General features: G+C 67.0%; 16 protein-coding genes. 10 read left to right on the plus strand and 6 right to left on the minus strand.

Features of this window, described 5'->3' with window-relative positions:
* Nucleotides 1-6 precede the first annotated feature (6 nt).
* The gene (locus LN047_RS13970; protein ID WP_373982049.1) at nucleotides 7-1,188 is read right to left on the minus strand and encodes an acetyl-CoA C-acyltransferase; all 1,182 of its coding nucleotides are present in this window, start codon (nucleotides 1,186-1,188) and stop codon (nucleotides 7-9) included.
* 24 nt (nucleotides 1,189-1,212) lie between these two features.
* On the minus strand, nucleotides 1,213-3,333 hold the full coding sequence (locus tag LN047_RS13975) for a 3-hydroxyacyl-CoA dehydrogenase NAD-binding domain-containing protein (RefSeq protein ID WP_373982050.1): 2,121 nt from the start codon (nucleotides 3,331-3,333) through the stop codon (nucleotides 1,213-1,215).
* A 207-nt stretch (nucleotides 3,334-3,540) separates the two neighbouring features.
* Between LN047_RS13975 and LN047_RS13980 the strand changes: the two genes are divergently transcribed.
* The 4 genes from LN047_RS13980 to sodC all read left to right on the plus strand — a co-directional run bounded on the left by LN047_RS13980 (nucleotide 3,541) and on the right by sodC (nucleotide 7,839).
* Entirely contained in the window at nucleotides 3,541-4,473 is a 933-nt protein-coding gene (locus tag LN047_RS13980) for a LysR family transcriptional regulator (protein ID WP_373982051.1), read from the plus strand.
* Nucleotides 4,474-4,526: 53 nt separating this feature from the next.
* The gene (locus LN047_RS13985; RefSeq protein ID WP_373982052.1) at nucleotides 4,527-5,741 is read left to right on the plus strand and encodes an AI-2E family transporter; all 1,215 of its coding nucleotides are present in this window, start codon (nucleotides 4,527-4,529) and stop codon (nucleotides 5,739-5,741) included.
* Between the two features lie 78 nt (nucleotides 5,742-5,819).
* On the plus strand, nucleotides 5,820-7,148 hold the full coding sequence (locus LN047_RS13990; RefSeq protein ID WP_217617607.1) for a DUF445 domain-containing protein: 1,329 nt from the start codon (nucleotides 5,820-5,822) through the stop codon (nucleotides 7,146-7,148).
* Nucleotides 7,149-7,314: 166 nt separating this feature from the next.
* Nucleotides 7,315-7,839 (plus strand): superoxide dismutase family protein, encoded by a 525-nt coding sequence (gene sodC / locus LN047_RS13995; protein WP_217617608.1) that lies wholly within the window; start codon nucleotides 7,315-7,317, stop codon nucleotides 7,837-7,839.
* Nucleotides 7,840-7,885: 46 nt separating this feature from the next.
* Here sodC and LN047_RS14000 read toward each other — a convergent pair whose 3' ends face one another.
* Nucleotides 7,886-8,509, minus strand: a complete 624-nt coding sequence (locus LN047_RS14000) for a glutathione S-transferase family protein (protein ID WP_373982053.1) — start codon at nucleotides 8,507-8,509, stop codon at nucleotides 7,886-7,888.
* Between LN047_RS14000 and alaE the strand changes: the two genes are divergently transcribed.
* The 6 genes from alaE (at nucleotide 8,508) to LN047_RS14030 (ending at nucleotide 14,333) form a co-directional block, all read left to right on the plus strand.
* Nucleotides 8,508-9,092: an L-alanine exporter AlaE gene (gene alaE, locus LN047_RS14005; protein ID WP_373982054.1), complete on the plus strand. Its 585-nt coding sequence runs from the start codon at nucleotides 8,508-8,510 to the stop codon at nucleotides 9,090-9,092. The two genes, LN047_RS14000 and alaE, sit on opposite strands and share 2 nt — an antisense overlap.
* A gap of 127 nt (nucleotides 9,093-9,219) precedes the next feature.
* On the plus strand, nucleotides 9,220-9,921 hold the full coding sequence (locus LN047_RS14010; protein ID WP_373982133.1) for a winged helix-turn-helix domain-containing protein: 702 nt from the start codon (nucleotides 9,220-9,222) through the stop codon (nucleotides 9,919-9,921).
* The gene (locus LN047_RS14015; RefSeq protein ID WP_373982055.1) at nucleotides 9,914-11,221 is read left to right on the plus strand and encodes an ATP-binding protein; all 1,308 of its coding nucleotides are present in this window, start codon (nucleotides 9,914-9,916) and stop codon (nucleotides 11,219-11,221) included. The genes LN047_RS14010 and LN047_RS14015 overlap by 8 nt, the downstream gene beginning before the upstream one ends.
* A gap of 160 nt (nucleotides 11,222-11,381) precedes the next feature.
* Nucleotides 11,382-12,338 carry a glycosyltransferase family 9 protein gene (locus LN047_RS14020; protein WP_373982056.1) on the plus strand — a complete coding sequence of 319 codons (957 nt, stop codon included), beginning with the start codon at nucleotides 11,382-11,384 and terminating at the stop codon, nucleotides 12,336-12,338.
* Entirely contained in the window at nucleotides 12,313-13,470 is a 1,158-nt protein-coding gene (locus LN047_RS14025; RefSeq protein ID WP_373982057.1) for a glycosyltransferase family 4 protein, read from the plus strand. The genes LN047_RS14020 and LN047_RS14025 overlap by 26 nt, the downstream gene beginning before the upstream one ends.
* Entirely contained in the window at nucleotides 13,467-14,333 is an 867-nt protein-coding gene (locus LN047_RS14030) for an alpha/beta hydrolase (RefSeq protein WP_373982058.1), read from the plus strand. Before LN047_RS14025 ends, LN047_RS14030 begins: the two co-directional genes overlap by 4 nt.
* On the opposite strand, the gene LN047_RS14035 is transcribed toward LN047_RS14030, so the two are convergent.
* From LN047_RS14035 to LN047_RS14045, 3 genes are all read right to left on the minus strand, one after another.
* Nucleotides 14,311-15,561, minus strand: a complete 1,251-nt coding sequence (locus LN047_RS14035; protein ID WP_373982059.1) for an MFS transporter — start codon at nucleotides 15,559-15,561, stop codon at nucleotides 14,311-14,313. The two genes, LN047_RS14030 and LN047_RS14035, sit on opposite strands and share 23 nt — an antisense overlap.
* A 105-nt stretch (nucleotides 15,562-15,666) precedes the next feature.
* Entirely contained in the window at nucleotides 15,667-16,458 is a 792-nt protein-coding gene (gene map, locus LN047_RS14040) for a type I methionyl aminopeptidase (protein ID WP_056318211.1), read from the minus strand.
* Nucleotides 16,459-16,704, minus strand: a complete 246-nt coding sequence (locus LN047_RS14045) for a ParD-like family protein (RefSeq protein WP_056318213.1) — start codon at nucleotides 16,702-16,704, stop codon at nucleotides 16,459-16,461.
* Nucleotides 16,705-16,717: the final 13 nt, after the last annotated feature.

A 16,717-nucleotide genomic window follows, 5' to 3' on the forward strand; every position in this document is an offset into this window, starting at 1 on the left:
GGTCTCTCAGTAGATTTCAAACAGGCCGGCCGCGCCCATGCCGCCGCCGATGCACATCGTGACGACGGCGTAGCGGGCGCCGCGGCGGCGGCCCTCGATCAGGACGTGGCCTGCCAGCCGCGCGCCCGTGACGCCAAAGGGATGGCCCAGAGCGATGGAGCCGCCGTCCACATTCAGGCGATCCATGGGGATGCCGAGCTTTTCCTGGCAATACAGCGCCTGCGACGCGAATGCCTCATTCAGTTCCCACAGGTCGATGTCCTGTACCTTCAGGCCGTGGCGGGCCAGCAGCTTGGGCACCGCGTACACCGGGCCGATGCCCATTTCGTCGGGCTCGCAGCCGGCGATGGCCAGGCCGCGGAACGCGCCCAGCGGGCGGATGCCGGCGCGCTGGGCTTCGGCGGTTTCCATCAGCACGCAGGCCGCCGCGCCATCCGACAGCTGCGAGGCATTGCCCGCCGTGACGAACTGGCCCTCGCCCCGCACGGGGGCCAGGCCGGCCAGCGCCTCGTAGGTGGTGCCGGGGCGGTTGCAGGTGTCCTTGTCCACCGTCACTTCGCGCTCGGTGACGGCGCCTGTCGCGCGGTCCGTGACGGACATGGTGGTCGTGACCGGAACGATCTCCTCGCGATAGCGGCCGGCGGCCTGCGCGGCCTCGGTGCGCGCCTGGCTTTGCGCGGCAAAGCGGTCCTGCGCCTCGCGGCTGATGCCGTAACGCGCGGCCACGATGTCGGCGGTCTCGATCATGGGCAGATACAACTCGGGCTTGTTGGCCACGATCCACGGGTCCATGCCGCTCACGCCGTCGTCGCGCGTGCGGATCTGCGATACGAGTTCCACGCCGCCGGCGATCACGGCGGGCGCACCATCCATCACGATGCGGCTCGCGGCCGAGGCGATCGCCTGCAGGCCGGACGCGCAATAGCGGTTGATCGTGGCGCCGCCGACGCTGACGGGGAGCTCGGCACGGATGACGGCCTGCCTGCCGATGTTGCGCCCGGTGGCGCCTTCCGGATAGCCGCAGCCGATGAACGCGTCTTCGATCAGCGCGGGGTCGATGCCGGCGCGGTCTACGGCGGCGCGCACGGCGTGCGCGGCCAGCGTGGGCCCGGCGATCAGGTTGAATTCGCCGCGCCCCGCCTTGGTGATGGGGGTGCGGGCAGTGGAGACGATGACGGCTTCGCGCATTGGGGTTCCTAAAAGGTGTTTGGATCAGGCGGCGTTCAGGCTGCCAAAGGTGCGGCCGGATTCGGCCAGCTGCACGAGCAGTGGCGATGGCTTCCAGAACGCGGGGTCTTCGGCCGCGTAGCCGCGGATGTCGGCCAGGATTTGCGCCAGGCCCACGGTGTCGGCGTAGTGCATCGGGCCGCCGCGATGGCGCGGAAAGCCGTAGCCGGACAGGAACACCACGTCGATGTCGGACGGCCGCAGCGCGATGCCCTGATGCAGCACGTTGGCGGCTTCATTGACCATGGCGGCCAGATAGCGCCGCAAAATGTCTTCCTGCGTGAATGGGCGGGGCGTGACGCCGGCGCGGCGGCGTTCTTCGTCGATGATGGCCAGCACCTCGGGGTCGGGCGTGCCCTGGCGGGCGCCGTCGGGATACAGATAGAACCCGCGGCCGGTCTTCTGCCCGAACCAGCCGCGCTCGCAGAGGCGGTCGGGAATCTGCACATAGCGCAGCGCGGGATCGCGCGTGGCGGCGCGGCGCTTGCGCGTGGCCCAGCCGATGTCGCCGCCTGCCAGGTCGGCCATCTGGTAGGGACCCATCGGATAGCCGAACGCGCGCACGGCGGCGTCGATGTCGTACGGTGATGCGCCGTCCTCCATCATCGTGTCGGCCGCCTGCCGGTGCACGGCCAGGATGCGGTTGCCGATGAAGCCGTCGCAGACGCCCGCGCGCACGGGAATCTTGCGCAGCCGGCGCGCCAGCTCGAAGCCGGTGGCCACGGTATCCGGCGCGGTATGACGGCCGACCACCACTTCCAGCAGCTTCATGATGTTGGCGGGCGAAAAGAAGTGCAGCCCCAGCACGTCGGCGGGACCGCGCGTCGCTTCGGCGATCCGGTCCACGTCCAGATAGGAGGTATTGGTGGCCAGCACCGCGCCGGGCTTGGCCACGCGGTCCAGCTGCGCGAAGACGGCCTGCTTGACGGCCATGTCCTCGAACACGGCTTCGATGATGAGATCGGCCTCGCCGAGCGCGTCGTAATCCGTGGCGCCGGTAAAGCGCGCCAGGCGGGCCGCGCGTTCGTCAGCGGTGATGCGGCCTTTCTTGACCAGCAGGTCGTACACCTGTTCGACGCGGTCGCGGCCGCGCACCAGGGCCGCATCGTCCTGTTCGACCATCACCACCGGCAGACCGGCATCCAGCACCGCCACGGCGATGCCCGCGCCCATCGTGCCGCCGCCCACGATGCCCACGCGTTCCAGACGGCGGGAACGGGCTTCCTTGAGCTCGGGAATCTTGGCGCTGTCGCGCTCGGCGAAGAACGCGTGGATGAGCGCGGCGCGTTGCGGGCTGTCCAGGCATTGCAGGAACAGGGCGCGTTCGGTGCGCAGTCCCTCGTCGAAGGGCAGATCGATCGCGGCGCGCACGGCTTGCACGATCTTGGCGGGGGAATACAGGCCACGGGTGGTGGCGGCCACGCGTTCGGCCGCGGCGTCCACTGCTGCGCGTTGCGCAGTCTGGTCCGCCAGCGCGTTGGCCGCGTCGCGCGTGCGGCGCGGGCCTGCGTTCAGCGCCAGCAGCTGGCGCGTGTAGGCCAGGCCGGCGTCCAATGGATCGTCCTCGGCGGCCAGGGCGTCGACCAGCCCCGCTGCCAGCGCTGCATCGGCGGACAGGGGCTTGCCGCTCAGCATCAGGTCCAGCGCCGCGGCGGCGCCCATCAAACGGGGCGCGCGTTGCGTGCCACCCGCCCCGGGCAAAAGGCCCAGATTCACTTCGGGCAGGCCCAGCTTGGCGCTGGCCAGCGCCACCCGGTAGTGCGCCGCCAGCGCAATCTCCAGCCCGCCACCCAACGCCGCGCCATGCAATGCGGCAATGACCGGCTTGGCGCTGGCTTCGATCTGGTTGCACAGGTCCGGCAGCAGGGGCGGTTGCGGCGGCTTGCCGAATTCGCGGATGTCGGCGCCCGCGATGAAATTCTTGCCGGCGCCGATCAGCAGGATCGCGCGCACCCGCGTGTCGGTCTGCGCCTGCGCGATGGCCTCGGACAACGTGCGGCGCACGGTGGCGCTCAGGGCGTTGACGGGAGGATGGTCGATGACGATGACCATAATGTCTTCATGGCGGCGCGTCTGGGCCGCGCCGGTGCTTGCGCTGTCTGTCATGGACAGTGTCTCCTTAATGGCTTCCTGCTCGCGCGCCGCGCCGGCATGCCGGAGCGCCGACGGTTGCGCGAGCGGAGCCTGGGGCGGGCCAGGCGTGGCCCGTCTGTTATGGCTTTATTCTTTCCCAGCAAAGATGTCTTGACAATGGCATCGATAATTGACACTCCGGATAAGAAAATTTGACAATGCACGGCAAGGAGCGCCGTCATGGACACCAAATCCCTCACTCTGCTGGTCGAAATCCTGGACGCGGGCAATCTCAGTGAAGCCGCGCGCCGCCTGAAAATGACCCGGGCCAACGTCAGCTATCACCTGAGCCAGCTCGAGCGATCGGTGGGCATGCAGCTCGTGCGGCGCACGACCCGGCGCGTGGAGCCCACTGAGATCGGCCTGAAGCTGTACAAGCACGGCCGCAGCATTCAGGACGAACTGGCGGCCGCGCGCGAGTCGATCGAAACGCTGGGCAAGACGCCGCAGGGAAAGGTGCGCCTGAGCGTGCCCAGCGGCTACGGGCAGTTCGTGATGACGCCCTGGCTGCTGGAATTCAAGAAGACATACCCCGACATCGTGCTGGACGTGCTGTTCGAGAACAGCGTCGAAGACCTGCTGCGCGACGAGGTCGACATAGCGGTGCGCATCATGTCCGACCCGCCGCAGCACTTGGTCGCGCGGGAACTGGGGCAGGTGCGATACGTGGCCTGCGCGTCCCCCGGCTATGCGGCAAGCCGCGGCCTGCCGCAGCGGCCGGAAGACCTGGCCGGCACGCCCGTTATCAGCGCCGCCGTGATCGGACGGCCGCTGCGCCTGTCGGCCTATTACGGCGGCCAGCCACGCCAGCATGTGGTGCTGGAACCCACCGTCATTTCCCGCAACTACGCCTTCCTGCGCGACGCCATCCGCGCGGGGTTGGGCGTGGGCGTGGTGCCGGACTACGTGGTGCATGAAGACATCGCGCGCGGCGAACTGTTACCGGCGCTGACGGATTGGCGGTTGAGCATTTTCGGGCGCGGCATGTATATGCTGTACATGCCCAACCGCCATCATCCGCGCGCGCTGGCAATGATGATCGAATTCATCCTCGAACGCGCGCAGCGGCGGCATGACGGCGAACCCGGTCTGCTGGCGGTAAGCCCCGGCTGAACCGCGCGGGCACGAGACTTGCTGAAGGCCTTCGCAAATTGGATGTGAGGGGAATGATGGACAGCGCGACGCCAGTGGACACCTCGACGCCGAGGCAGGGCCCGGAGCCGGTGACGGCCCCGCCGGCCGAGGAAAAACCCGAACCGCCAGAAGAAAAGGTCACGGCCCAGGACGCCGGCCTTATCAAGCCGCCCGCGCCGACGCCGCTCGTGCGCGTCAGCGGCTTTTGCCTCGTGACGCTGACGGTGCTGGCGGTGTTGTTCGGCCTGAAGGCTGCGCAAGAATTCATCGTGCCGGTGGTGATGGCGATCGTGGTCGCCTACACCCTGGACCCCGTGGTGGCAATGCTTGAAAGGTACCGCGTGCCCCGGTCGCTGGGCACGGTGGTCGTCATGGGCGCCATCGCGATCGGAATTGGCTGTGTGATCTATTTCACGCAGGACCAGGTCACCGACATCATCAATGCGTTGCCCGAGATATCGAGCAAGCTGTCCCGCACGCTGGGCGGCCTGTTGAGCGGGGACGGGTCGTTCCTGGAAAAATTGCGCAACGCAGCAAGCATTCTGCAGGAATCCGGTGCGCCCAAGGCAGGCGGGCGGGTGGTCGTCGCGAAACCGGATGCGGGCCTGAGCGACATCTTGTTGTGGGGCTCGAAAGGCCTGGCGACCTTCGTGGGGCAGGCGACCATGTGCGTGTTCCTGGTCTTTTTCCTGCTGCTGTCGGGCAACGCGTTCAAGCGCAAGTTCGTGAAGATGGCGGGCAACACGCTGTCGCAGAAGAAGATCAGCGTGCACATGCTGGACCAGATCAACAACTCCATCCACATGTACATGGCGATGATGCTGGTGACCAACGTGGCGCTGGGTCTGCTGTCGTGGGTGGCGTTTCGCTGGCTTGGGCTGGAAAACGCCGCGACGTGGGCGGTGGTGGCCGGTGCGCTGCACATCATCCCGTACTTCGGTCCGCTGATGACGGCGGTCGGCACGGGCATTGCCGGCCTGATCCAGTTCGGAGAACTTGGCCCGGCGCTGGCGATCTCGATGAGTTCGGTTGCGATCGCGCTCTTGATCGGCGTGCTCGTCACCACCTGGATGTCGGGGCGGATCGCCCGCATGAACGCCGTCGCCGTGTTCATCGTGCTACTTCTCTTCACGTGGCTATGGGGCATCTGGGGCACGCTGCTGTCGCTGCCCATTGCGTTCATCGCAAAGGTGGTTTCCGACCACATCGAAGGGCTGGAGGCATTGTCCGAGTTCCTGAGCGAGTAGGCCTTGCGGGCAGGCCCGGCTGCAATGGCCGGGCGGCATGCGATTGGTATGCTTGCACCTCGAATCACCGGATTCTCCATGACCGACACTTTCCGTTCCGACCGGCTCTCCGGCGTGCGCGCCGCGCCATCCCTGGATGCGCGGCGCACGCAATTGCGCCGCATGAAGATCGCGGCGCTGGCGCTGCTGGCGGCCATGGTCAGCGGCTTCATCACCAGCCATGTCATGGGCGGGCAGGGCGCGTGGGCATGGGTGCGCGCCTTTTGCGAGGCCGCCACCGTGGGCGCGCTGGCCGACTGGTTCGCCGTGGTGGCGCTGTTCCGGCGGCCCATGGGCCTGCCCATTCCGCACACCGCCATCATCCCCAGCAACAAGGACCGTATCGGCGACAGCCTGGCGGTGTTCGTGCGCGATCACTTCCTGGACCCCGATACCCTGATCGAGAAGCTGCGCGTCTTTGACCCCGCCGCGCGGCTCAGCCGCTGGCTGGCGCGGCCCGCCCAGGCCCGCGCCCTGAGCGACGGCGCGCGCCGGGTGGCGTTGCAAACGCTGGACCTGCTGGATGACCGCGCCGTGCGGGGCGTCATCCAGGAGTTCGTGGTCAGCAATCTGCGCCGCTGGGACGCGGCCGCCACGGCGGGCGAGGTTCTGGGCCTCTTGACCCGCGACGGGCGGCACCAGGAATTGCTGGACGCCGCGCTGGAGCGCCTGGGCGGCTATCTGGCCGAGGAAGACGTCAAGGAACGAGCCTCGACGCTGCTCGTGAAGTTCGCCCGCAAGGAATGGCCGCGCATCATCGCCGCCGTCGACGTGGTCAAGTCCGTCGACAACATCGCCGACAACCTGGCCGACCGCCTGGCGCGCGCGCTCGTCGAAGAGCTGCGCGATGTGCTATCCCAGCCCGATCATCCGGTGCGCCGTGACTACGAGGCCTGGGTGATGAACTACATCGAACGCCTGAAGACGGATCCCGCCCTGGCCGGCCAGGCCGAAGCGCTGAAGCAGCGGGCCATCGACCATCCCAAGGTCCAGGAGTATGTCCAGGGTCTGTGGGACGACATCCATGCGGCGCTGCGGCGTGACCTGGCGGACGAACACTCCGCGCTGGCCGCGCACCTGGAAAGCGCGCTGCTGGCGCTGGCCCGCAAGCTGGGCGAAGACCCCAGGCTGCGCGAGGCCATCAACAACCACATCCTGGGCGGCGCGCGGCGGCTGACCGGCCGGCTGCGCGTGGGCGTCACCGAGCACATTTCACGCACCGTCAAGAATTGGGACGAGCGCCATCTGGTCGATGAACTTGAGCTCAGCGTGGGGCGCGACCTGCAGTACATCCGCTTTAACGGAACGCTGGTCGGGGGGCTGATCGGGGTGCTGCTGCACGCGGTGATCCTGCTGGTGAACGGGTAAGCGGCGCGGTGTCCTACGCCGTGTCAAACCTTGTATCAGGAATGAAGTTTGCTGGCGGACCGCCCGGCGCCGGTGCTATCTTCATTGGCGCCACCCATCGCGCGAGGCGCGCGTCTCGCTCCGTTGGCCGCCTGCAGTTCGCGGGCATCTTTCCAGGAGGCAATTCATGAAGAAATTCTCGATGCTTGTCACGGCGCTGGCGTTGGCGGGCGCGTCCAGCGCGGCGCTGGCCGAAGACGTCTCGATGTCGTTCCTGACGCCAGAAGGCGTGGGTAAGAGCGCCGGCACCATCACCTTGAAAGACACCAAGGAGGGGCTGCAATTCACGCCGCACCTCAAAGGCCTGCCGCCGGGCGAGCGGGGTTTCCATGTCCACGAAAAAGGCTCCTGCGAGCCGGGCATGGTGAACGGCAAGACCGCCCCGGGCGGCGGCGCGGGCGGCCATCTGGACCCGAAGGGCACCAAGGCCCACAAAGGACCGATGGCTACCGACGGACACCAGGGCGACCTGCCGTTCCTCACCGTTGCGGCCGACGGCAGCGCGACGAAAAGCGTTCTGGCGCCGCATCTGAAGCTGGCGGACGTGAAGGGGCACGCGCTGATGATCCACGCGGGCGGCGACAACTACAGCGACAAGCCCGAGCCGCTTGGCGGCGGAGGCGGACGCCTGGTTTGCGGCGTCGTGAAGTAGGAAGGATGACGGCGCCGGCTCGGCCGGCGCCGGTCGCGTCCCGTGCTCAGGCCGTCCCGTTGCGGCCGTACTGCCGGTAGCCGTCGCGCTCGGCCAGGCGGTCGTAATAGGCCGCCACTGACGGCAGCGCGGGCTTATTGAAAGGCGTCTGGAACCACCGGTTCACGGACAGTCCAACGGGAATGTCGGCCAGCGTAAAGGTGTCGCCCGCCACGTACGCCCGGGTGCCGGCCAGGCGTTGATCAAGGATCCCCATGAACCGCGCCCATTCCTTGCACGACGCCTCGATGGCGGCCGCGTCCAGGTGCGCGGGCGACTGCCGGGCCAACGCCATGAACGCGTAGCTCCAGGACCGGTTCAGGTCCGTTGCCTGCCAATCCATCCACTGATCCACCCGGGCCCGCGCCTTGGGCTCAGCCGGATAAAGATGCCGCCCGTCATACTGGCCCGCCAGATAGCGGATGATGGTGTTGGACTCCCACAGGACGAAGTCGCCATCCTGGATCACCGGCACCATCGCATTGGGATTGCGCGCCAAAAATTGCGGATCGGACGTCGGCCGGAAACCGCTACCCCAGTCTTCGCGATCGAAGGGCAGGTTCAGCTCGGCGCACGTCCACAGCACTTTGCGCACGTTGATGGACGAGGATTTACCCAGAATTTTCAGCATGGCAGCCAGCCTGGCGGGGCGTTCGGAAGTACAGGATCGCCGCAGTCTAGCGGGCGGCAAGGACCACCGCCAGATACAGATGCGAGCTGGCGCAGCCGGAACAGTTTCAGGAAAACCGCAGGTGACAGCCAAGACGACAATGCCACTTTCTACCCGATCCTATCTCGCCGATACCTTGGCGCTGATCCTGTTCTTTACCACCACCGGCGTCATCAACGAGCGCTGGATAGCGGGAATGACCTGGGAACAGGTGTTCCACGCGCGGCTGCTTGGCGGCGCGCTGATGATTCCGGTGGGGCGCCCGTATGGGATGTGGCGCGACTGGGTGATGCGGCGCGCGACGGACACGCGCGCGTCCCGGCTGCTGTGGGATAGCGTGGCACTGATGAGTTTCCAGGTGCCGATCTACGCGGCCATCATCGCTTTCAGCGGCGCCTCTGGCGACGGTCTGGTGCGCGGCGTATTGGGCGCGGCGGTGATGATGCTGGTGCTCGGGCGGCCTTATGGGGCGTTCTTGAATGGGGTGAGGCGTCTGTTTCGTCTGCCGCCGGGCGGGGATCGGCCGATGTCGCTCAACGAATGAGCCGCGCCCGCAGACGTGAGTGCAATGCCGCTCGACAAAGTCATGGCCCGGATTGAGTATTTTTCTTTCGGTGTATGCTTGCCGCGCCATTGCACCGTGACGGTGCATGAACCTCTGTCTGCCCACCATGACCAAGGCCCTGTTAGTCGAAGACGATACGAAGCTGGCGCGCCTGATCGCGCAGTTTCTGGAACAACACGGTTTCCATGTTGCCCAGGCTTATCGCGGCGATCACGCGGTGGATGCGTTCCGCCGCCACGAGCCGGCCATCACCATCCTGGACCTGATGCTGCCGGGCCGCGACGGCTTGCAGGTCTGCCGCGACCTGCGTGCGTTCTCGTCGGCGCCGATCCTGATGCTGACGGCGCGCGAAGACGACCTGGATCACATCCTGGGCCTGGAGTCCGGCGCGGACGATTACGTCATCAAGCCCGTGGAACCGCGCGTCCTGCTGGCGCGGATCCGCGCCTTGATGCGGCGCCACAACCAGACCGAGCTGCAGCCCGAACGGCTGGATTTCGGCGCGTTGTCCATCGACCGCCAGACGCGCGCGGTGATGCAGTGTGGGGTCGAGGTCGACCTGACGACACTGGAATTTGAAATGCTCTGGGCGCTTGCCAGCCAGGCTGGGCAGGTGTTGACGCGCGACGATCTGCTGAACGCGGTGCGCGGCATTGAATTCAATGGGCTGGATCGCACCGTGGATGTGTGCATCAGCAAATTGCGCCGCAAGCTCGATGACGATCCGCGGGATCCGGCCCGCATCAAAACCATCTGGGGCAAGGGTTACCTGTTCTCGCCCAAGGGGCACGAGCTGGACGATGCTTAAGTTCGTCCTGCGCATCTTCGTGGTGCTGGCCATTGGCTTCGTGCTGTCCAACGAAGTCGTCGACCGGGCGGCAAACTATCTTTTTGAGTCGGAGACGGCCAATTACACGCGCGAAGCTGTCCGAGGCCAGTTGCATAGCCTGAAGCAGGAGCTGGCCCACGTGCCGCCGGACGCGCGTCCCGACTACGTGCGCAACACGCTGGCGCCGCATTACGGACTGGCGTTGCAGGTACTGGAGCCGGCCGACTACAACGCGCCGGATTTCGCGCTGACCGGCGACGAACGGCGCACCATCGACGCGGGCGGGTTCTTCCTGCGCGACAACCTGATGAGCTTCGTGGCCGCCATACCGGGCCCGGGCGCGCAGTGGCTGATGGTCAAGCTGCCGCCCGAGCCGCTCGTCGGCACGTGGGTGATCGTCGCGATCTACGCGGCCTTGGGTGTGCTGTTGTGCGCGTTCATGCTGGTGTGGGCGCTGCCGGTCTGGCGCGACCTGGAGGCGCTGAAGACCGCCGCGCAGCGGATGGGGCAGGGCGACCTGCGGGTGCGCGCCCAGCTGTCGCGGTTTTCCAGCATCCGTGGGTTGGGCGACACCTTCAACCAGATGTCCGAACGCATCAGCGCGCTGATCAGCAATCAGCGCGAACTGACCAACGCGGTATCGCACGAACTGCGCACGCCCATCGCCCGCTTGTCGTTCGAGCTGGACATGATCGAGCGAGAGGCCGATCCCGCCGCGCGCCGGCGACTGGTCGAAGACATGAAAAACGATGTCGCCGAGCTGGACAGCATGGCGTCGGAATTGCTGATGTACGCCCGCCTGGAACACAAGAGCGACGACATTCCGCTTCAAGCCCAGGACGCCCGCGGGTGGCTCGATTCCGTCGTGCAGCATGCGTCGTTCGAGGCCGAATTGTCGGGGGTGCAGTGCGTGGTGACGCACTGCGATGCGGGCGAAGTGCGGCTGCACCCGCGCTACATGACGCGCGCCTTGCTCAACCTGCTGCAGAACGCCATCCGCCACGCCGGCGGGCAGGTGCAGGTCGGACTTGCCAGCCCCGCGCCACGGCAGTACGTGCTGACGGTTGACGACGACGGGCCGGGCGTGCCGCCCGCCGATCGCGAGCGTGTGTTCGATCCCTTCATCCGGCTAGACGAAAGCCGTGCGCGCGGCACTGGCGGAACCGGGCTGGGCCTGGCGATTGTGCGCCGCGTGGCGCGATGGCACAACGGCGAGGCGCTGGTGTCCGAGAGCCCGCTGGGCGGCGCCCGCTTCGTGATCCGCTGGCACGCGGCCTGATCTGACCCGCCCGCCGCGCGCGGCCGCCGGCGTTGTGCAGTGGTATGCCGGGCCGCTTAATGCTTCTTCACAATTGTTAAAGAGATCCCGGAAATTTGCCTGACGCCTCCCGATACATTGCCGGCCATCGGCCAACTGGCCGTCAATACGGAGGCCGCAGGTGTCGGAGATCGTTGTGTATGTCAGAAGCCAGCCGCAGCTGGGCGACCAGATCGTCGCCATGCCAACGCTGTATCAGCTCAAGACATGGTGGCCATCGCGCCGGCTGAAGGTGGTCGCCCGTGACGACGTGGGAAATTTCTACCGGGCGCTGCCGTGGGTCGACGAGTTCGTGCGTGCCTCGACATTCATCGACTACCTGCGCAGCCTGAAATCCGAAACCCGCATGTCCGTCAGCCTGCATCACAGCAGCGAGCGATTCGGCGTGGTCAATCTGCTGCGCCGCCCGGCGATCCGGTTGGGCTTTCGCAATGCCCGCTTCAGCGATTTGGCCTGGACGCATTGCCATCGCAAGGACATCACCGAATACATCGGCCAGGCCAATCTGCGCTTGCTGGCGTCGTACCGGCCATTCGACCTGGAGGGGGCGACGCGCGCATGTTTCTATACGCTGGCGCGTCCGCACCTGCGCGTGCCGTTGGGCGGCGACGTGGTGATGATTCCCGGGGGCGGCGCCGGCGACTTCAAGCGTTGGAGCCTATCGAACTACCTGCGGCTGGCCGACAGGCTGAAACCGCTGCTGGGCGCCGGCACCCGTTTTCTCTTCGTGCTGGGCCAGCAGGAAGCCGCGGAGCGGGATGCCCTGCGCGCGATGCAGCGGCCCGATTTCTCGATTGCCTATTGCCGGCCCATCGCCGAGCTGAGCGCAATCATGCTGCGCGCGCGGCTGGTGGTAGCCAACGATTGCGGCCCTTCGCACATCGCGCAAGGCGCTTGCGTGCCGTATGTGGGCGTTTTCAACGAAGCGAATCCCGAGTGGTTCTGGCGCCGGCGCGGTTCGGCGTTCGTGGTGCCGCGGCATCCGCCAAGCGGCATCAATTCGATCACGCCCGGTGAAGTGCTGGCGGCCTGTCTGAATGTATTGGATCATCATGCGCATACTGCACACGCTGGCTGAGCGCAGTCTGGGCGGATTGGAATTCCGCACGCTGGAGCAGGCGAGCTGGCTGCTCCTTCACGGCTACGAAGTGGCCATTGCGTCGCCCTCGGGCAGCGCCGTGAGCCACGCCGCGCGCGAGCGCAAGCTGACGACCGTGGATATTGACTTCAATCCTGCCTATTCACCCAGAACCGTCCTGGCGCTGCGCCGGGCCGTCCAGGCGATGCGCATCCAGGTCATCGATAGCCATAGCCGCGCCGACGCCAAGACGGCCGCGCTGTGCCGGGATCTGTGCGCCGTCGTGCGCACACGTCATTTTGCCAAGCCCATGCGTTCATCCTTGCGCCGCCGGCTGGAATGGAAACTCGGCTGCGACCACGTCATCGCTACCAGCGACGTCGGCAAACAAGAACTGCTGGCGGCCCGGCTGGTGCCGGAGGACCGGATCAGCGTGGTTGGGGAGTGGGCCGGCGACGCGTTCTTTCAATCCGGTGAGGAGCCGGATGCCATCCTGCGGATCCGCCGCAGCTTGGGGATACCGGCGCCCAAGGCGTCTTACGTCATCGCCACCGTGGGGATGCTGCGCCCGGAGAAAGGCCAGGCCGATCTGCTTCACGTGGTGCAACGCCTGCGCATTCAAGGGGTGCCCGCGGTGGCCCTGGTCGTGGGCATGGCAACCGCGCGCACACAACCGTATGCGTATTCGCTGTACCGCCTTGCCGTGGATCTGGGCATCGCAGAGCATGTCGTGTTTGCTGGTCATCGGACCGACGTGCCCGACATGATCCGCGCCGCGGACGTGGTGCTGGTTCCGTCCGCGACCGAAGCCTGGTCGCGCATCGTGCCTGAGTCCTTCGCCGGCGAGCGGCCCGTCGTTGCCAGCAATGTGGGTGGGCTGCCGGAGATCGTCGTGCCGGGCCGTACCGGCTGGCTGGCCGCGCCCGGTGACGTCGCGGCGTATGCCGACTGCATCCTGCAGATCCGCAACCGGCCTTGGCATGCCCAGGCCATCGTGGCCAACGCGCGGGCGTTCGCAGATGCGCATCTGCGCCTGGGAGAAAAGATGTTCCGCACGCTTGAGGCGTATCGCGTCGCCGTGGGCGCACGCTTGCCGCCCGAACGCTATCAGCGCGGCGGGGCGTCCGCATGACCACGATCGACAGGGTCTGCAAGGTGGCGGCGTGTCCGGACCCGTGCGCGACGTCCGTCATCCGGACGGCGACGGCATGCGATGGCCCACTGCCGCCGTTGGCGCCCCAGGCCGGCGAGCAGTTGCTCGTGGGCAAGGGCGAGCGCGCGCGCACGGGAATCCTGCTGATCCACCGTCTGGGCGGCGCACCCTGGGAAATGCACGAACTGGCGCGCGGTCTGAATGAACAGGGCTACAGCGTGATGGCTGTCCAGCTGGCGGGTCATGGCGGGTCGCTGCAAGAATTGGCCGGCGCAGGGTGGATGGATTGGCTGGCCAGCGTGCGCCGGGGGGCAGATATGCTGGCCAGCCGGACCGATCGCGTCGTCGTCGGCGGAATCGCCACGGGCGCCGTGCTGGCCCTTGCCCTGGCGCAGGAACGGCCGTTTCACGTCGCTGGCGTCCTGGCGTTATCGCCCGTGCTTCGTCATGACGGCCGTGCGGGTCCGCGCCGGGCAAGCACGGCCTTCCTGCTGCCGGTGTTGCGTGTGCTGGGCATCGCCCGGCATCGCGCGCTGCCGGGACGGCCGCGCCGCGCGGGGTTGCCGGGCACGCCGTGGAGGGCGCTGGGCCAGATGGGTAAGCTGGCGGCCGCGGTACGGCGCCGGATGGACATGGTGCGAGCGCCGTGCCTCGTCATCCATGCACGGCACGACGACGTCGCGACCGTATCCGGCGCGTTCGAGATCGCGAAAACGGCGCGCAACACGAATGTGCACTTGCAGCTGCTGGCAGACCGTGAGCATGTGATCACGATGGGCCGCGGATGCGGCGATGTCGTCTCGCGGGCCACGGCGTTCGTCAGCCGGATTGCTTGGCCTTGATCGCGGGTTGCGCAGGAACCGGCTCCGGCTGCCTTTCCAACCGCAGCACCGGCGACGTGAACAGCACGGCGAACTGGATGAAGAAGCCGGCCGTCGACACCCAGAGGCAGGCTTCTACGCCGAACTTCGCAGCCAAGGTGGCGCCGATCAATGCGCCAATGGGCCGCGCGCCGAAGTTGGCCGTCACGATGACGGATGACACGCGGCCCAGCAAGGCGTTGGGCGTGACCGATTGGCGCAGGGTGGTCGTGGTGATGGTCCACAGGATGGGCCCTGCGCCGAACAGGAAGAAGCCCGCGGCCGCCCATGCGCCCGATGGAAAGGCCAGCGTCGTCAGCAGGATGATGCTGGCCAGCAACGCGGATAGCGGTCCCGCGCCGATCATCGCGCCGAACGACAGCCGGCGCGCGAGCCACGGTGCCGCCAGCGCGCCGGCCAGCATCCCCGCGCCGTAGATGCCCAGCGTGATGCCGACGCCCGCGGCCGACAAGCCCAGCCGATCCACGGCGTACGCAACATAGATGGCCAGCAGGACAAACCACGCGGTATTGAAGAAGAGGGCGGTCAAGAGAACCGGGCGCAACAAGGGATGCGTGGCGACGAATGCCGCGCCTTCGCGCAGCTCGGTCAGCGGGTGGCGCCGCGTGGCGGGCTTGGGCGCATCTTGCGGCAGGCCGGCAAGAAACACGGCGGCCAGCAGCGACAGCGTGGTGGCAAGCACGTAAGCGGTGGATGCGCCCATCCACCCGACCAGCGCGCCGCCCGCGGCCGGACCGGCAGAAAAGGCGGCGCTGCGCGCCAACTCCAGCCAGCGGTTGGCGTTGGACAGTTCGGCAGGTGGAACCAGCTTGGGCACCAACGCGGGGGCGGCGACGTTGTAGGCGACGGTGCCCACCGCCCCGGCAAAGCCCAGCGCCGCCAGCCATTGCAGGCTGAGGCCGCCCGTCCACAAAAGCGCCAGCAGTGCGATCAGACTTGCCGCGCGCACGCATTCGGCGCCAGTCATGAGGGACCGGCGCGACATCCGGTCGGCCAGCACACCGGCGGGCAGGGAAAGCAACAGGAACGGCAGCGTTTGCGCGGTCTGCAGATAGCCGGTCTGCGCCGCGGTGGCGCCCAGGGTCAGCACGGCATACAAGGGCGCAGCCGCCAGCGCGATCTGCTCGGAGAATTGCGCGGCAAGGTTCGACGCCGCAAGGCGGCGGAAGGCGGAGGGCAGGGCGGGCATGGGAAGGGAGCGGCGGGCGCCGCGCAAACGGCAAGGGCACGATGTTGATCGTACCCTTGCGGCCCCGCACTCCGGTCCTTGCGCTGCGGCAAGGACGCGCTTCGGTCAGGGAATGGGCGGGTAGTCGCCGAAGCCGTCGGGCCAGGTGGTCAGCACGTCGTAGCCGGTCTCGGTGACGACGACCATGTGTTCCCATTGGGCTGACAGCGAGCGGTCCTTGGTGACGACGGTCCAGCCGTCGGGCAGTTGCTTGGTCTGCGGCTTGCCGGCATTGATCATGGGTTCGATCGTGAACATCATGCCGGGCTGCAGCACCAGGCCTTCTCCAGGCCGGCCATAGTGCAGCACCTGCGGATCGTCGTGGTAGATCTGGCCAATGCCGTGGCCACAGTATTCGCGCACGATGCTGAAGTGCTCGCGGTGCGCGACGGTCTGGATGGCGTGGCCGATGTCGCCCAGCGTGGCGCCGGGCTTGACGGCCATGATGCCGGCGCGCATGGCTTCATAGGTGGTGTTGACCAGGCGGCGGGCCAGCGGGCTGGGCTGGCCAACGTAGTACATACGGCTGGTGTCGCCGAACCAGCCGTCCTTGATGACCGCGACGTCGATGTTCAGGATGTCGCCGTTCTTGAGCACCTTGGCCGACGGAATGCCGTGGCAGATCACGTGATTGACCGACGCGCAGATGGTCTTGGGAAAGCCGTGGTAGCCCACGTTGGCGGGCGTGGCTTTCAGCACGTTGACGATGTAGTCGTGACAGACGCGGTCAAGCTCGTCGGTGGTGACGCCGGGGCGAACGTGTTCGCCGATCATGTGCAGCACTTCGGCCGCCATGGCGCCCGCCTTGCGGGCCATTTCGATGTCGGCGGCCGATTTGATGGAAACCTTCTTGGCCATTTATGCGGCCTCCTGCTGCGCGGGCTGCGGCAACCCTTGCGAGAGGGAGGCGATGGTGAAGCCTTCGGCCTGGTCGATGCGGATCAGCAATTGGCAGATGTCGGCATGGCGCAGTTCGGGATAGAGCTCGGAGAGCATGCCGATGCGCATCCAGTGTTCGGCCTGCGAATTGATGGAGCGGCTGAGGGCGCCGCTGGCGACGCGCAGGTTCTCGTGCATCTGCTCGGAAATTTTGACGATACCCATGGTGGATGTGTTC

This window comes from Achromobacter sp. JD417 (genome assembly GCF_041879325.1).
Classification (GTDB): Bacteria; Pseudomonadota; Gammaproteobacteria; order Burkholderiales; family Burkholderiaceae_B; genus Achromobacter; species Achromobacter mucicolens.

Bases quoted from the DNA above. Each gene is read 5' to 3' on its own strand.
- LN047_RS13970 (WP_373982049.1), bottom strand. From the start codon at position 1,188: ATGCGCGAAGCCGTCATCGTCTCCACTGCCCGCACCCCCATCACCAAG.
- LN047_RS13975 (WP_373982050.1), bottom strand. From the start codon at position 3,333: ATGACAGACAGCGCAAGCACCGGCGCGGCCCAGACGCGCCGCCATGAA.
- LN047_RS13980 (WP_373982051.1), top strand. From the start codon at position 3,541: ATGGACACCAAATCCCTCACTCTGCTGGTCGAAATCCTGGACGCGGGC.
- LN047_RS13985 (WP_373982052.1), top strand. From the start codon at position 4,527: ATGATGGACAGCGCGACGCCAGTGGACACCTCGACGCCGAGGCAGGGC.
- LN047_RS13990 (WP_217617607.1), top strand. From the start codon at position 5,820: ATGACCGACACTTTCCGTTCCGACCGGCTCTCCGGCGTGCGCGCCGCG.
- sodC (WP_217617608.1), top strand. From the start codon at position 7,315: ATGAAGAAATTCTCGATGCTTGTCACGGCGCTGGCGTTGGCGGGCGCG.
- alaE (WP_373982054.1), top strand. From the start codon at position 8,508: ATGGCAGCCAGCCTGGCGGGGCGTTCGGAAGTACAGGATCGCCGCAGT.
- LN047_RS14000 (WP_373982053.1), bottom strand. From the start codon at position 8,509: ATGCTGAAAATTCTGGGTAAATCCTCGTCCATCAACGTGCGCAAAGTG.
- LN047_RS14010 (WP_373982133.1), top strand. From the start codon at position 9,220: ATGACCAAGGCCCTGTTAGTCGAAGACGATACGAAGCTGGCGCGCCTG.
- LN047_RS14015 (WP_373982055.1), top strand. From the start codon at position 9,914: ATGCTTAAGTTCGTCCTGCGCATCTTCGTGGTGCTGGCCATTGGCTTC.
- LN047_RS14025 (WP_373982057.1), top strand. From the start codon at position 12,313: ATGCGCATACTGCACACGCTGGCTGAGCGCAGTCTGGGCGGATTGGAA.
- LN047_RS14030 (WP_373982058.1), top strand. From the start codon at position 13,467: ATGACCACGATCGACAGGGTCTGCAAGGTGGCGGCGTGTCCGGACCCG.
- LN047_RS14035 (WP_373982059.1), bottom strand. From the start codon at position 15,561: ATGCCCGCCCTGCCCTCCGCCTTCCGCCGCCTTGCGGCGTCGAACCTT.
- map (WP_056318211.1), bottom strand. From the start codon at position 16,458: ATGGCCAAGAAGGTTTCCATCAAATCGGCCGCCGACATCGAAATGGCC.
- LN047_RS14045 (WP_056318213.1), bottom strand. From the start codon at position 16,704: ATGGGTATCGTCAAAATTTCCGAGCAGATGCACGAGAACCTGCGCGTC.